The following is a 14,468-nucleotide window of genomic DNA, read 5'->3' on the forward strand; positions in this document are numbered from 1 at the left end:
TCTTTTTCCCTCAATGGCACAAACAAAGGCCTCCGAAAATGAATTTCGGAGGCCTTTGTCTACAATCTGAAAGGCCGTGCGAGCGGCCTTTTTATTATGAAAATTCTACTGCTGGCCCGGTTAAAATGCCGCTGAACAGATTGATCAGCAGAAGAACCGTTAAAATAAAAAAGATAAGAAAGCTTATACGGCTCTGGGCTTTAAGATGAGCCGCCAGGCCAACGCCCCACAGAGCGCTAATAACAAGGCCGGCATAAACGTATAACGAAATACCGCCGCCCACTACGATGGCTGTAACAATCAGAAGAATATCAGTGGTGATAACGAGTAATGCAGAAATGGCTAAAAGCATGCTGCTGAACATTTTCATTCTGGCGTCTTCCATATATATAAGCTCCTTTACGAAGAATAAACTTCCTTCAATGTATCACAAACCCTGTTCGAGAGGAAAATAAGAAGCAGGGAAAAATAGTACAGCTGAAGCCATTTAAGTTTAAAGCAGCGGCAAACCGTAGTATATTGGGTGGAATAAAATGAAGAGAAAGAGAGGGGCAGAGATGAAAAAGCCACAGCTGATACGCATGAAATGGAGAGACGCCTTGTTTGCACATTGGGAAAAAGACCCCGTGGAAGTGGCCCGCACTCTGCCGGATCGTATGGATGTAGATACGTTCCGGGGGAAGGCGTATGTAGGCGTGGTTTCGTTTTCAATGTATGATATCCGCCCGTTTTTTCTACCAGGAGGAACTGGACTGGACTTCCCGGAATTGAACCTGCGTACGTATGTACGTGTAGGCGGGGTGCCAGGTATTTATTTTTATAATTTAGATGCTGCGTCTCCGCTCGGTGTTTGGATAGCACGAAGGAATTTTGCTATACCGTACTACCAGGCACGCTTTTCGATCCGCCGTCATCAAAGCTGGACGTACTGGAATCACCACCGGAGATCGGGAAACGTGCGATTTCGTGCTAGGTACCGGGCCACAGGAGAACAGCTGCCGTCTGCAGCTGGCTCGCTCGAAAATTGGCTTGCTGAAAGATATCGTTTTTATACGTCCAAAGAAGGACAGATATGGTACGGGGACGTAGTACACGAACCGTGGAAGCTGTATCAAGGGGAGTATGAAGAAGAGGAAAACGGGCTGCTCCCAGCCGGCGGATTCGGCCATTCAGACGGCCATCCTGCTCATGTTATGGTCAGCCCCGGCGTAAGTGTAGGAGCTGCAAGACTGCGAAAAAAATAAGCCTCTGCTTCCTAATACGGAGCAGAGGCTTAAATACGTTCATGATTTTACGGCTGATCCACTGGGCGAACAACAATTTCATTGACGTCCACGTGAGCCGGCTGGGTAAGTGCATAGTATACTGCTTCTGCAATATCTTCTGAATTCAGCTGCTGCACGTTCAGTACTGAATCGAACTGTTCCATTACTTCTTTATCAGTAATAGTTTCAGTCAGCTCTGTATTAACCACGCCTGGGGAGATGGCAGTCGTACGAATGTTAGTTTGGGCTACCTCCTGCTCTAAGCCCATCATGATAGCCTTCACAGCAAACTTCGTACCACTGTATACGGAACTGCCAGGGAAGATTTGGTGGGCAGCTACAGAGGATGTGGAAATAATGTGGCCGTCGTTATTTTCAATCATGTGCGGAAGGATAGCATTGATGCCGTAAAGGACACCTTTAATGTTTACATCCACCATTTGGTCCCATTCATCGACTTTTTGGTTTTTCAATAAAGAAAGCGGCATTAAGCCGGCGTTGTTAAAGAGGCCGTATACTTTGCCGAAGTGATTTACTGCTTCGCGTCCGAGCTCTTCCATCTGTTCACGGGAAGTAACGTCGGTCTCTTTGACGATGATTTCGCCAGGCTGATCGGAAAGCTCTTCTTTAATTTCGTTTAAGCGTTCGAGGCGGCGGGCGGCAAGTGCTACGTTAGCGCCGTTTTCGACAAGCTTTTTAGCCGTTGCTCTGCCAATACCGCTGCTTGCTCCTGTAATAATAAACGTTTTACCCTGAAGTTCTGTCATGACGTGTATCGCTCCTTTTTTCTATAAGCTGTTTCTGCCATAACGTTAGTTACTTTAAAATAATAAGTGGCATCGGAATATATGATACCCGTTGTGTATGGATTCAATCATCCAATTTTTTCTAAAAAGCAAAAATATATTGCGAAAGGTCCACGAAAGGAAAATCCCGGGGCTCTGCCGTACAATTTTTTGGTTCTCTGTTCGAGAATTAAAAAACTCCCGGCTCTCTGCCGGAAGCTTACGACTTTACATGTGGGGGTCTTTTCTTTGGAGTGAAAATAATCTGGACCAGAAGACAGAGAGAAGCGGCCATGATGATTCCAATTTCTATGTAATACCAGAACAGTTCACCGCTGTTCAACTGGAACATAGTGACTACACCGATCATCAGCAGGCCAATGCCAATACGGTTCATCCATCTCCAACGCACAGCAAAAGCAGCAAACCATTGAATGAACGGAAGATTAAATACAAGCCACAGGACAACCGATGCCCCAATGCCGATCAGCCAGTACCCCTGCCCGATAAATAATTCAGCAGAAAAACGGGCAATGCTGATAATAGGTATATTCATGGCGGCACCTAAAATAATTCCGAGTAAAAATGTTAGAAAACGCCGCACGTCAATTCACCTCGAATGAGTTTCCCGGCCAAAAATGTACCAGGATATTACAAATAATATAACCGCTTATGATACGATGATACATAATCAAAGTAGAGAAAGGAAGGGTATTTCGATGGCTTCTATTGAAAATTTTCACGACCTGGATATCAGAGTAGGAAAGATTGTACAAGTCGAAGAATTTCCAGAGGCGAAAACGCCGGCGTATAAAGCGTGGGTAGACTTTGGAGAAGAAGTGGGAGTAAAGCAGTCCAGTGCTCAAATTACAGATTTATATGAAATAAAAGACCTGGAAGGGAAAAAAGTGATTGGTATTGTAAATCTTCCTCCAATGAAAATTGCTTCATTCACTTCAGAATGCTTAATTTTGGGCGTCTATACGGACGAAGGGGTGACTCTTCTGCAAACAGATCACGAAACAAATATCGGAGAAAAAATCGGCTGAGAGGGTGAAGGAATGAAATACGTTATTACGGGAGCCACGGGGCACCTCGGGGAAAAAGTAACGGAAGAACTGCTCGAACTGGTGCCAAAAGAACAGGTGACTCTGGGAGTGCGGAGTCCCGAAAAAGCAGCGGTGTTCAGAGAGCAGAATGTTAGCATAGAAAAGATGGATTACTATTCGTTTGAAGAACAGGCGGCAGCTTTTCACAATGCAGATGTTGTGCTTTACATCCCAAGCATTACGCACCCATCCGAACAGCGGATCAAAGAATTTCAGACTTCTGTCGAAGCGGCGGAACAGGCTGGAGTGAAGCAGTTTATGTTTATCGGATTCATGGCAGACCATTGGAACAATCCCTTCCATATGAGCCCGTTCTTTGGCTATGCTGTGCGGCGTATTGCCATGAGCCCAATGGCCGGAACGATTATTCGCAACGGGGTGTATGCCGACCCGCTGGTTTCTTACACGGAGGAACTGGTCCGGACTAAACGGCTGCCTTATCCCGCGGGAAGAGGAGCTATTTCCTTTATTCCGAGAAGGGATCTGGCTAAGGCTATAGCTGCTGCAGCTGCAGCAGCCGGAAAGCACGAAGGCATTTACACGCTGACCGGTACACAGGCGTATACGATGGATGAATTGTGTGAACTGCTTTCCAACACTACAGGAGAACGCATTCGTTATGAACCAATGAAGGTTCAGGAATTTGCCCGGACATACGATGACGGATTCGGCTTTGGAAGGGTGAATGCTTCTCTGTATGAAGCGGCCTCCATGGGTTTGATGGGAGAGGTTACTTCGGACGTAGAAAGAATTACCGGAAAACCGCCGGAAATGCTGAGGTCTTATCTCGAGCGTCACTTATCATAGAAAAACGGACACGCTGCCTGCGTGTCCGTTGATCGTTTTACTACTCTTTGAGAAAGCGGAAAAGTTCCTGGTTGAACTTTTCTTTTTCATCTACGAACAGACCGTGGCCGCTGTTTTCGAAAGGAACGACCTTCAAGTCTTTGATTCCTTTCTGAAGCTCACCGGAAAATTCGTATGGGCAGATCTGGTCGTTTTTCCCGTGAAAGCTTTCGGCAGGTACCGTGATGGAAGAAAGATCCTCAAAGGAATCTTCATCCCGCAGCGCTTCTGCTGAATGGATCGTCGAATAGCTGCCGGCTTCCATTCCCAGGCCGTGGAACCAAGTTTTAAATACATCAGAAACATCGTCGCTGCCAAAGAACATGCCTCCGAAATCCTCGAGCATTTTTGGGCGGTCGGTGTTCAGGTTATCAATGATGCCATCGACGTCTTTTTTCTCCATGCCGTACGGAAAGTTTTCCCGCTGCGTGAAGCTTGGAGCCGCCGGTGCAAGCAGAAGTAATTTAGAAACTCCCTGCTGCTTATGCCGGGCCATGTAGCGAAGAGCAATCGGGCCTCCCATGGAAAAACCGGTCAAAACAAAGCTGTCGAGCCCCATGGCGTCAACGACTCCTTTAACGTCGTCTGCCATTTGATTGTAATCATATCCGCTCCAAGGCTTGTCGGATTGACCATAGCCGCGGAGGTCGATGCCGATAAACCGGTATCCGTGCTTTGGCAGTTCATTGATCTGATATTCGTACATTTTGTGATTGACCGGCCAGCCGTGGATAAAAACGACCGGCGTTCCTTCACCGATATCCTCTACATAGATGTGCACATCTTCTTCTACAGCTACATAATGTCCCATTCTAAGCAAATCCTCCTTCACTGGCTAAAAATATTATAATAATCAAGATAGCTTAAAATACCCTTTTTGGCTGCGTGATAAACTTTGTGCGCTTCATTTGACAATGATAATCTTTTTCAATTAACCTGTTGCTAATGAGACAAAAGCCACTGGTAAAAAAGAAATAATTGGAAGAATACAGCAGAAAGGAGGCAGGTCATGAGAGGAACAATCGTTCACCATCAGATTATGGACCGCGATGTATATGTATACCTGCCTCTAGATTACCATCGTAACAAACAGAAGCGTTATCCTGTTATTTATGTTCAGGACGGGGCATATTTATTCCGGGAGTCGGGCAGTGTGTGGGAAGCTCTGATGGAGGCCGGGTATATGCAGCCGGTAGTAATGGTTGGTGTGGAACCGAAAAGCCGTATTCATGAATACACACCGTGGCCTTCAAAGGCACTATTTCTGCACCATCCGGATTTTAAGGGTCTAGGTACAGAATACGCATACATTCTGACCAATGGTATCCGTCCGTATATTAACGAAAAATACCGGGTGAGAACAGAGGCTTCACATACCGGGTTGATTGGAGCTTCACTTGGAGGGCTTGTTTCAATTTATATTGCTGATCTGTATCCCCACGTGTTCCATAAGGTCGGCCTGCTTTCTGCTTCGCTGTGGTATGAAGGGATGGGGTCTTTTATTAAAGATAGACTCTCTCTTACCCTGCGCCATTACGTATATCTGTATGTGGGAGAGTGGGAAGGGAGCGGGCAGCCGCTTATTGAACCCTACATGGTGCCGAGAACGCAAATGATGTATGAACTCCTCCGAAAGCAGCTGGAAAATCAGGTGTCGCTCCATATAAAACCGAAGGCTATGCACGAAAGAAAGTATTTCATTTCCCAGTTTCCTGCAGCCTGTACATGGTTGTTTCCGCCCCTGTATTAGCAGTATAGTAAGAGAAAAGGCACACATGGAGGAGCTGGGAATGGAAGCAGAGTTTTTTTTTCGGTCCATACTTATGCCGGCGGTTGTTATTTTCTGCCTGATTTTTTATTTAACGCTTTTCTGGGTGCATCAAAGGGGAAAGTTCAACCGGAGTGAAAATAAAAATGCACGCCAGGCAAAAATTGTTCGTAACGGGTTTGTACTGACAGGTTTTCTTGCTTTTATATGGTTTCTCTCGCTCTATATTTAATCACCTGCGCTGCTGCGGGTGATTTTTATGTTATGGGGGCGGAAGAGAGGGAAGAACAGTGAGTGAAAGGGAGTGAAAATGTTGGGGAAAAATATTGATCTCGTATTTGGCGGCTATGAATTGCGTATTACAAAAGTATATCAGCTGATTTATCATATCAATGACCTGTTGCTTGCTCTCGTTTTTGTAGCAGGGAGCTTTTTATTTTTCTCAGAGACGACCACATTTTACGGCACCTGGCTGTTTGTGATCGGGAGCCTGCAGATGTTTATCCGTCCGGTCATAGCGTTGACTCACCAGGTTCATGTAACCAGAGTGAGAAAACAGAGAAAAGAGTATGCCAGGCAGCAGGGGGCACGGGCTGGCCGTATACGGAAGGGAAGTCGTTCCTATAAGCTGTAGCCGAATACGGCGCCTGAAGCTGACTTATGTTAAAATATGGCTGTAGAAATGGAGAACGGAGGGGAAACATGAAAAAAATGGCTGCAGCAGCGGGCGCCATAGTACTCCTTGGAGGGCTTAGTGCCTGTAATAACCGCGAGAGTGCGGATGACAAAATGCAGGAATTTACGGATGCCTGGAACAACCAAAATTTCGAAGAAATGTACGGGTATTTAAGTTCAGACGCGCGCGAACAAATCGATGAGGAAACATTTATAGAGAAGCATAAAACAATTTACGAGGAAACAAATGCTGAAAAACTGAATATTCAAACCGAAGAGGCCGGCGAAGATGCTGAAGGTGAAGAAGAAACGGTGCTCCCTTTCTCTGTGAGCATGACAACGAGCGCGGGCGATGTCTCCTTTGAGCGTGAAGCCTCCTGGGTGCTTGAAGAGACAGAAGACGGAGAAGAATGGCAGCTGGACTGGTCTCCTTCGTACATATTTGAAGAACTGGGATGGGAAGAGACGGTAAATGCAGAACGGACGGAGCCGGAACGCGGGGAAATTTTGGCGGAAGGTGGAGATCCACTTGCAACGAATGTGGAAACGACCAGAGTAAGTCTGGTGCCTGGCAGTATGGGAGAAGAGCAGGATGATACAATTTCCACTATTGCAGAAGAACTGGATATGCCGGAAGAGGATATTACCGGGGCGCTCGACCAGGACTGGGTTTCAGACGAGAGTTCGGTGCCGGTAAAGACACTATCTCCTGATGATGAAGAAGCGGCGTCAGCAGTGGAGGATCTGCCAGGAGTTCAGCTTTCTGAAGTCGGAAACCAGCGGTATTATCCGGAGCAGGAGGCCGCTGCTCATTTAACAGGCTATACTGGAAATATTTCAGGAGAAGAGCTTGAAGAACGGGGCGGCACGTACACACAGTCATCCGAAATCGGCAAGACCGGGCTTGAATATGTGTATGAAGACCGTCTGCGCGGTGAGCCGGGCATGCTGATCTCTACTTCGGAAGAAGACGTGATTGCAGAGGAAGAAGCGGTCGCCGGGGAAGATGTGGAGACGACCATCGATACGTCGCTGCAGGAGCGTGCCTACGAGCAGATAGAGGAGGATGTGGGAGCTACAGTAGCACTGGATCCGCAGAACGGCGATACGCGGGCACTGGTCAGTGCTCCTTCCTACAACCCAAATAACTACATTTACGGTTGGCCGGAGGATGAGCTGAATGATTTCAATGACAGTGAAAACCGTCCACGTGCTGCTAAATTCAACAGCACGTACGCTCCCGGTTCAACGGTGAAGCCTATTACAGCTTCGATTGGACTGAGTAATGAAGCTATTACCCCGGATGAAGAAATGACAATCGAAGGCCTTGAGTGGCAGCCTGACAGCTCCTGGGGCGGCTATTCAGTGACCCGGGTGGATGATGCATTGAGTGAGGTGAACCTGCGCGAGGCGTTAATTACGTCGGATAATATTTATTTTGCACGCACAGCGTTGAATACTGGAGAAGAAGATTTCACCACTGGTTTGGAAGGCTTCGGCTTTGATCAGGAGATTCCATACGATTTCCCAGTAGGACAGTCGACGATTGCTTCGGATGGTCTCGATTCTGAAGTGCTGCTTGCTGACACCGGCTACGGCCAGGGGCAGATGCAGATGTCTCCGGTTCACCTGGCTTCGGCATTTACAGCCTTTACGAATGAGGGAGACATGCTTGCCCCACAGCTGCTCGCTTCTTCTGACCGGGAAGTTTGGGAGGAAAATGTCGTACCTGAAAGCGGTATTTCGACGATTCAGGAAGGCCTTGAAGGCGTCGTGGAGGATGACCGCGGCTCTGCGTATGAACCTGTGAATGACAATATTTCGATTTCAGGCAAAACCGGCACGGCGGAGCTGAAGCAGGCCGGGGAAGAAGAAGGAACGGAAAACGGCTGGTTTGTGGCATACGATAATGAAGAGGAGGACTTATTGATTACTTCGATGATTCAAAACGTCGAAGACCGCGGCGGTAGTGAATATGTGGTAGAGCAGACCAAGCCGCTGTTTGAAGAATAATCGGTTCACTGAATTGTCATGGATAGGCAAAGAAAAAATTTAGTTGTTTTCTCATATATCAGACGAATTACGGGTATTGGATAAACAGAATATATTTGTACGTCAGACGAGGGGGTGAAAGAATGACAGGACTTTTTATTGATCCGTTTTTATGGATCACCATTGGTTTAATTTTGATTGTAATAACATTTTTGTTTTTCTGGTTCCGGCGCAGCCATGACCCGATTGGGCGAAAGATTCTGGCTGCAGTATTTATGATCTACCTGGCAACGATTGTTCGTTTTACATTGATTCCGGCGCCCTATGAAGGATCGCTCGGACCAGGCCTTCAGCTGGGGGAATATTATCAGTTTCTACCGTTCTATACAATTGTAGAGTCGTTCCAGGAAGGTACATGGTTAGGTGTAATAGGAGGACAGATTTTACTGTACCTGCTGCTGCCGATCTTTTTTGGCATACTGATTAGTGACGATATTCACTTTATCTGGGCCTTTGCCATCGGCACGCTTTTATCCTTTTCCATACAGCTCATGGAGTTTGGCATTAACTTAATTATCGGCTACCCGACGAGAGTGGCTGATATTGATTCGATCATTTTGAATACCATCGGTGCGATGATTGGCTACGCCATATTTAAGTATTACCGGCGTATGCGAAGAAAGCAGAACAAACCGATACTTCCGCCTGCCATTGCCCCGAGGGACCGCTCGGCGACAGCCAAAAAACTGTAAATGAAAAGCCGCCGTTCTTCTTTTGTGAGACGGCGGCTTCTTCTGTATATCATCGTTCATTTCTGCTGCATGCAAGTGCCCATTGGATTAATGGCAGCTGCAGAGGAAGACGCAGCCAATATAAAAGCGGATAGGCTCTGCCGTTTGGACGTAAAGGAATCTTGTTGACAGCCATATACACATTAGCCGGGAAAATAAGTATAAAGAAGATGGCTGCTGGTCTGCCGGCATATTTACTCCATTTCCGCACTGTAAAAGCTGTGCCTAAAACTAGTTCTGCTGCGCCGGAGCCATATACTGCGGCCCTTCTCCAGGGGGCTTTTGGCGGCAGAATGCGTTCAAATTTTTCCGGTGAAGTAAAATGCAGAATGCCGGCAGGAAGAAGAATTGCTGCAAGAAGCCATCGTTTCATGATAAGTATCCTTTCTGTATTAAAATAAAATGAGATAGATGCACCCTGTACATAGAAGAGCGAGGACGAGAAAAACAAGGCGGCGGACAACGTTCTGCCAGAAAGGGGATAGGGAGCTTGTCCATTCGTGCACCCGTTTTTCGAACGCATGGAAGACGAACATGATGCCGGAGGTGTCTTCTTCTACCTGCTGCCTGGTAAAGGTTAATGTACGGACGTCTTCTTTCAATCCGATCATCAGAGCAATGAATAACAGCAGCAGAAAAGGAAAAACTAAAATAAACTGAAAGACAATAAACATAGCGACCACGCCCCCTGATTTTTGTTTTCCCTGTTCATAAAAATATCAATCCTGGTGTAGGATTATGGTATACTGGTGCAGAAAAGATGGCGATGGAGTTCGCCGAAACCGTTCTGAAAAGAGCTGATGACTCCTGTCTGTCCACGGGATACGTGCACAGACAGGATTTTTTGCGTTAAATAAGGAGGAAAAGAGATGAGACTGTACGTATGGATGGCAGTTGGCGGGGCTGTTGGCAGTCTGCTGCGTTACCTTGTAGACCGGCTGTTTGCAGCGGCTCCCGGTGTATTTCCATGGGGAACAATGGCCGCAAACATTACCGGATGCTTTTTACTTGGATGGTTTACCTCAAGGATTATACAGCGAAAAGCACGGCCGTCTATGTGGGAGGCTGTAGTAGGTACAGGAATTATTGGTTCTTTCACCACCTTTTCGACGTTCAGTGTGGAAACCATTCAGTTAATCGAAAATGATGCGTTGCTTGCAGCAGGGATTTATGTTTTGGTCAGTGCTGCAGGCGGACTTGTAACTGCAGGTATTGGTTACCGCGCAGGAAGGAGGAAAAGCTGATGACATGGATGCTTGTCGCTCTTGGAGGGGCTTTTGGGGCTTCTGCCCGCGCCGCTCTGGTGTCGTGGTCCAAAGAGAACGGATGGCACCGGGTACTGCCATTTGGCACGATGTTTGTGAATGTATCGGGGTCGTTTGTTCTCGGCCTGATCGTTGCCCGCGAAGCCGGAATTACAGAAACAACGGGCATTGGCATCGGTTTTTTAGGGGCCTTTACGACGTTTTCAACCTTTAATATGGAAATCATTCAAAAAATAGAAGCGGGTGAAGGGAAAACTGCCTTATTATACGGAGTTGGAAGCTATGTGCTGGGGATTTTGGCTGCGGTGGCCGGGTATTTCTTAGGGTGAAAAAAGCCGTTTCCTGCCCGGGAAACGGCTTTTGATTCAAACTGGGGAATTTTCCTCGTCTGTCTGAACATGAAAACGGATCAGCCGGGTAATGAAAAACCCAGCGAGTGCAAGCAGTGCCCCAAAATAAAAAACACTGGACAGGGAGAGCTGTTCGGCGACAGAGCCTGCGACAACCGGGCCGAGCAGAATTCCGGCAGCGTAAAATGACTGGTAAAATCCCATTGCGCTCGCTTTCAGCGGTCCGGGGCTTACCTGGACGGCCATTCCCAAAAGCAGGGGCAGCACAATTCCAAGAGCGAGTCCAAGCACTGCCTGGTTCATGCTCAACTCCCATAAAGACGAGGTCGACGGCATCCACACAAGCGCTGCTGCCCCTGTGAGAAAGGAGCCGTAAAGGAGCGGCTTGTGCACACGGACCGATACGGTGTAAAACGATAAAAACAAAGAAGCTAAAAGGTGCGGAACAAAAAAGGCAATAAAAATAATAACCAGCGTCCGCTCGGTAGCGCCTATCGAAGACGCAAACAGCGGGGTGAAGCCGAAAATCGTCATGAAAATAATAGAGTGACCGATAAAGCTCGCGCACGTAATCCAGCGCAGGTCATGCAGCCGAAGAGTACGGCTGATTAAAGAACGAATTTTCAACGGCCCAGTTTTGCTTTGTACCGGAATTTCTTTTGTGAAAAGCGTAAATCCGATGCCGATAAGAGAAAAGGCTGAAGCAATCCAGAACAGCGCTGTAAACCCGAATAAATCAGCCAGGTAGCCGCTGAACATCATACTGATAAACTGGGTGAAAACCGTTAAAAGCTGCAAAACGCCCATTGCTCTCGAGGACTGGTCAGGAGAAAAGTAACGGGAATACATAATTGTCGCCATTACCCACATCGAGGCGGTCACCCCGGCAAGCAGCCGGGCGGTAAAAACCGCTGCAAAAGAGTCAGATAAGACGAGTAGCACGCCGCTGATGAACCCACTGACAAACCCAACGATCAGCAGTTTTTTCAACAGCCCCTTCAAAGCATCAGAAAGAATGCCGAGAGGGTAGCGCAACAGCACCTGCGTTGCTCCGTAGGCGCCAAGAATAATACCGATCGCGGTGTAGGTGAAATTGCTGTTTTCCAAATACAGGCTAAATACCGGCACGTACACATAGGTAGCGAACCAGAAACAAAAAACCGCAGTTAAAAAAAGCGCGTGATCACGCTTTGTAATGGTCATAGCTATCATCCTTATGTAAAAAATCAATCATTTGCGCAAAAAGCAATTGTTTCCATCATAAACTAATTTCATCTGAAAGATAAGCGCTTACCTTTAATTTCAGTAAACAATAACAAAGGGAAAAGGCTTTTTTTGTCGAACATTTTAATGCCAGGGTCTGTCTTCGAAAAAGATTATTTAGTAATTAATGGTATAAAATGGATGTTATATTATTTATCATGGAGGAGAGGTTTTCATTCCACGGAGGAGGTCGTATATGCTTGAAGTAAATCATTTATCGAAGCGATTTTTAGAAAAGCAGGCTGTTGATGAGCTTTCTTTTTCCATTCAGCCCGGAGAAAGTCTCGGTTTGATCGGTCAGAACGGAGCTGGAAAAACGACTACGTTCCGTATGCTGCTCGGGCTGATGGAGCGGACAGACGGAATGATGGAATGGCAGGGCAAAAAAGTCCATCATCTGCCGCTTGAGCAGGTCGGCTACCTGCCGGAAGAGCGGGGATTGTTTGCGGAAGAACAGGTGGAGCAGCAGCTGCAGTTTCTGGCGGGACTGAAAAATATGAACAAGAAAGAAGCAAAGACTTCGATGGCTTACTGGCTCGAGGTGTTCGAGCTTGAGAAGGAAAAAAAGCAGAAATTAAACACGCTCTCCAAGGGCAATCAGCAAAAAATTCAACTGATCGCTGCACTCGTCCACCACCCCGATTTTCTTATTCTTGATGAACCGTTCAGCGGGCTCGACCCGGTGAATACCGACATTTTGAAGGAAGCCATTCAGAACCTGCGCCGGGACGGAGTGACTATCATTTTTTCGAGTCATCGCATGGAGCACGTGGAAGAAATCTGCGACAAGCTCGTTATGCTTAAAAACGGCAGGGATATTTTGAGCGGACGCCTCGGGGAAATCAAGGAGCGCATGGACCAAAACCGTATTGTCGCTGAAGCTCCCTGCCCGCCGGAAGAGGTCAGGATGTGGGAAGGGGTGCGGGAGGTGCGTGTATCTGGAGAAAAAATGCACATTTATACGGACACAAAAGCAAGATCTCAGGATATTCTGCAGCAGCTGTTTACATATGGAGACGTACGCATCTTCCGGATGGAGCCCCCGTCGCTCGAAGAGATTTTCAAAGAGAAAATAGGTGAAAGCGATGCGTAATACGTGGAGAATCTTTGCTCATACATTCCGGGTACGGGCAGGCGCAAAATCATTTATTGTATCAACGGCGGTTATGCTGTTTGTCGTGCTTATCGCCCTGAGTCTGCCCAGAATTATCGACTTTTTCGAAGACGGGGAAGCTGATATCAGCAGCCTGGCTGTCGTTAACGACAGTGACTCTCTTCAGCTGCCCGGGGAAGCGGCCGGTGTAGAGCTTGTGCCGTATGATCAGGAAATGCAGGCAGAAAGCGCATGGGAAAACGGGGAAACAGACGGCTACCTGCTCTTTGAAAATAGCGAAAGCGGATATAATGGGAATTTATATACCGATGAAGACACGGCAGACACGACTCGCGCCCTTTCTGCGGGAATCCAGCAGGCGCACGTCTCGCAATATGCACAAGAACTCGGTATTACAGGCGAAGAAGTCCAAAATATTACTTCATCTGTACAGATTGCAAAGAGCACAGAGGGAGGTGGCGGGAGCGGGGAGTCCTCCTCCGAAGAAGGGTTCAATCTTCTGTCCTATGCGGTGGTTTTTATCATTTATATTTATTCGCTGATGTGCGGAATCATGATCGCGATGCAGATTGCCAAGGATAAAGAGCAGCGCGTGATGGAAATTCTTATTTCGAGTGCCTCGCCAGTTCAGCATTTGTTCGGCCGGGCATTCGGAGTATCAGCCATCTGGCTTTTCCAAATGGCCCTCGTGGCGGTAACGGCAGTGATTTATGTGAACGCGGCCAGCCTGGACGACATCACTTCGCTTATCAGCTCGGCTGGCGGAGCCGCTGTTTCCACGTGGATATATGCCGTCGTGTTCCTGCTTCTTGGCATCGTGCTTTACGGCACGCTGTACGCTATGGTCGGATCGATGGCAGCCAAAACGGAAGAAGTCCAGAACTTCAGCCAGCCGCTCACATTTCTGCTCGTAGGGGCATTTGTTTTGTCGAACTTCGGACTCGCTGCTCCGCGGAATATTTTCGTGACTGCGAGTTCCTTCATTCCTTTTTTCACTCCGTTTACAATGTTTGTGAGAACGAATGCGTTAGACGTGCCGTGGTGGCAGATGGGCCTGAGCATCGGACTCACTCTTGCTCTGGTAGCAGCGGCGGCTTGGTTCAGCGTTCGTCTGTACCGTGGGAGTGTCCTCGTTTACAGCGGTGATTCATTTAGCAGAAGGGTCAGGCAGGCCCGGGAGCTTGCCCGTAAAAAGTGATACACTAAAGGTGTAGCATCTATTCATCTTATGCATACTGGAAAAGG

General features: G+C 47.5%; 19 protein-coding genes and 1 riboswitch. Of the genes, 12 read left to right on the forward strand and 7 right to left on the reverse strand.

The window, feature by feature from the left end; genetic code table 11:
- Window positions 1–94 precede the first annotated feature (94 nt).
- Window positions 95–385, reverse strand: coding sequence for a hypothetical protein (locus Q9M42_RS12215; RefSeq protein ID WP_322526748.1), 291 nt, complete (start codon window positions 383–385; stop codon window positions 95–97).
- Between the two features lie 148 nt (window positions 386–533).
- On the opposite strand from Q9M42_RS12215, the gene Q9M42_RS12220 reads away from it, so the two are divergent.
- Window positions 534–1,244 (forward strand): YqjF family protein, encoded by a 711-nt coding sequence (locus Q9M42_RS12220; protein ID WP_322526749.1) that lies wholly within the window; start codon window positions 534–536, stop codon window positions 1,242–1,244.
- 47 nt (window positions 1,245–1,291) lie between these two features.
- Here Q9M42_RS12220 and Q9M42_RS12225 read toward each other — a convergent pair whose 3' ends face one another.
- Both Q9M42_RS12225 and Q9M42_RS12230 read right to left on the reverse strand, forming a co-directional pair.
- Complete coding sequence (locus tag Q9M42_RS12225; RefSeq protein WP_022793291.1) at window positions 1,292–2,032, reverse strand: SDR family oxidoreductase; 741 nt, start codon at window positions 2,030–2,032, stop codon at window positions 1,292–1,294.
- Between the two features lie 238 nt (window positions 2,033–2,270).
- A complete protein-coding gene (locus Q9M42_RS12230; RefSeq protein ID WP_022793292.1) occupies window positions 2,271–2,654 on the reverse strand; it encodes a hypothetical protein in 384 nt (127 codons plus the stop codon).
- A gap of 115 nt (window positions 2,655–2,769) precedes the next feature.
- On the opposite strand from Q9M42_RS12230, the gene Q9M42_RS12235 reads away from it, so the two are divergent.
- Together Q9M42_RS12235 and Q9M42_RS12240 are read left to right on the forward strand one after the other, a co-directional pair.
- Window positions 2,770–3,099, forward strand: a complete 330-nt coding sequence (locus Q9M42_RS12235; protein WP_322526750.1) for a tRNA-binding protein — start codon at window positions 2,770–2,772, stop codon at window positions 3,097–3,099.
- A gap of 12 nt (window positions 3,100–3,111) precedes the next feature.
- Complete coding sequence (locus tag Q9M42_RS12240) at window positions 3,112–3,966, forward strand: NmrA family NAD(P)-binding protein (RefSeq protein ID WP_322526752.1); 855 nt, start codon at window positions 3,112–3,114, stop codon at window positions 3,964–3,966.
- Between the two features lie 40 nt (window positions 3,967–4,006).
- Here Q9M42_RS12240 and Q9M42_RS12245 read toward each other — a convergent pair whose 3' ends face one another.
- Window positions 4,007–4,816, reverse strand: coding sequence for an alpha/beta fold hydrolase (locus tag Q9M42_RS12245; RefSeq protein ID WP_322526753.1), 810 nt, complete (start codon window positions 4,814–4,816; stop codon window positions 4,007–4,009).
- 198 nt (window positions 4,817–5,014) lie between these two features.
- Between Q9M42_RS12245 and Q9M42_RS12250 the strand changes: the two genes are divergently transcribed.
- The 5 genes from Q9M42_RS12250 (at window position 5,015) to Q9M42_RS12270 (ending at window position 9,192) form a co-directional block, all read left to right on the forward strand.
- Complete coding sequence (locus Q9M42_RS12250; protein WP_322526754.1) at window positions 5,015–5,755, forward strand: alpha/beta hydrolase; 741 nt, start codon at window positions 5,015–5,017, stop codon at window positions 5,753–5,755.
- Between the two features lie 40 nt (window positions 5,756–5,795).
- Window positions 5,796–6,005 (forward strand): hypothetical protein, encoded by a 210-nt coding sequence (locus tag Q9M42_RS12255; protein WP_322526755.1) that lies wholly within the window; start codon window positions 5,796–5,798, stop codon window positions 6,003–6,005.
- Between the two features lie 81 nt (window positions 6,006–6,086).
- Window positions 6,087–6,407, forward strand: coding sequence for a YrhK family protein (locus tag Q9M42_RS12260; RefSeq protein WP_322526756.1), 321 nt, complete (start codon window positions 6,087–6,089; stop codon window positions 6,405–6,407).
- Between the two features lie 68 nt (window positions 6,408–6,475).
- Window positions 6,476–8,461, forward strand: coding sequence for a penicillin-binding transpeptidase domain-containing protein (locus Q9M42_RS12265; RefSeq protein ID WP_322526757.1), 1,986 nt, complete (start codon window positions 6,476–6,478; stop codon window positions 8,459–8,461).
- A gap of 122 nt (window positions 8,462–8,583) precedes the next feature.
- On the forward strand, window positions 8,584–9,192 hold the full coding sequence (locus Q9M42_RS12270) for a VanZ family protein (protein WP_322526758.1): 609 nt from the start codon (window positions 8,584–8,586) through the stop codon (window positions 9,190–9,192).
- Between the two features lie 49 nt (window positions 9,193–9,241).
- Here the strand turns inward: Q9M42_RS12270 and Q9M42_RS12275 are convergent, their stop codons facing one another.
- Both Q9M42_RS12275 and Q9M42_RS12280 read right to left on the reverse strand, forming a co-directional pair.
- Window positions 9,242–9,604: a DoxX family protein gene (locus tag Q9M42_RS12275; RefSeq protein WP_322526759.1), complete on the reverse strand. Its 363-nt coding sequence runs from the start codon at window positions 9,602–9,604 to the stop codon at window positions 9,242–9,244.
- A gap of 19 nt (window positions 9,605–9,623) precedes the next feature.
- Window positions 9,624–9,905 (reverse strand): hypothetical protein, encoded by a 282-nt coding sequence (locus Q9M42_RS12280; protein WP_322526760.1) that lies wholly within the window; start codon window positions 9,903–9,905, stop codon window positions 9,624–9,626.
- A 79-nt stretch (window positions 9,906–9,984) separates the two neighbouring features.
- Window positions 9,985–10,048: riboswitch (Fluoride riboswitch) on the forward strand.
- Between the two features lie 52 nt (window positions 10,049–10,100).
- Here Q9M42_RS12280 and crcB point away from each other — a divergent pair.
- Both crcB and Q9M42_RS12290 read left to right on the forward strand, forming a co-directional pair.
- The gene (gene crcB / locus Q9M42_RS12285; protein WP_322526761.1) at window positions 10,101–10,475 is read left to right on the forward strand and encodes a fluoride efflux transporter CrcB; all 375 of its coding nucleotides are present in this window, start codon (window positions 10,101–10,103) and stop codon (window positions 10,473–10,475) included.
- The gene (locus Q9M42_RS12290) at window positions 10,475–10,825 is read left to right on the forward strand and encodes a fluoride efflux transporter FluC (protein ID WP_322526762.1); all 351 of its coding nucleotides are present in this window, start codon (window positions 10,475–10,477) and stop codon (window positions 10,823–10,825) included. The genes crcB and Q9M42_RS12290 overlap by 1 nt, the downstream gene beginning before the upstream one ends.
- Window positions 10,826–10,861: 36 nt before the next feature.
- Here Q9M42_RS12290 and Q9M42_RS12295 read toward each other — a convergent pair whose 3' ends face one another.
- Window positions 10,862–12,049 (reverse strand): MFS transporter, encoded by a 1,188-nt coding sequence (locus Q9M42_RS12295; protein WP_322526763.1) that lies wholly within the window; start codon window positions 12,047–12,049, stop codon window positions 10,862–10,864.
- 256 nt (window positions 12,050–12,305) lie between these two features.
- Here Q9M42_RS12295 and Q9M42_RS12300 point away from each other — a divergent pair, with 256 nt between their 5' ends.
- Window positions 12,306–13,202: an ABC transporter ATP-binding protein gene (locus Q9M42_RS12300; protein ID WP_322526764.1), complete on the forward strand. Its 897-nt coding sequence runs from the start codon at window positions 12,306–12,308 to the stop codon at window positions 13,200–13,202.
- The gene (locus tag Q9M42_RS12305) at window positions 13,195–14,421 is read left to right on the forward strand and encodes an ABC transporter permease (RefSeq protein ID WP_322526900.1); all 1,227 of its coding nucleotides are present in this window, start codon (window positions 13,195–13,197) and stop codon (window positions 14,419–14,421) included. The genes Q9M42_RS12300 and Q9M42_RS12305 overlap by 8 nt, the downstream gene beginning before the upstream one ends.
- Window positions 14,422–14,468 lie beyond the last annotated feature (47 nt).

The sequence above is a fragment of the Marinococcus luteus genome, assembly GCF_034497705.1.
In the GTDB taxonomy this organism is placed as follows: domain Bacteria; phylum Bacillota; class Bacilli; order Bacillales; family Marinococcaceae; genus Marinococcus; species Marinococcus luteus_A.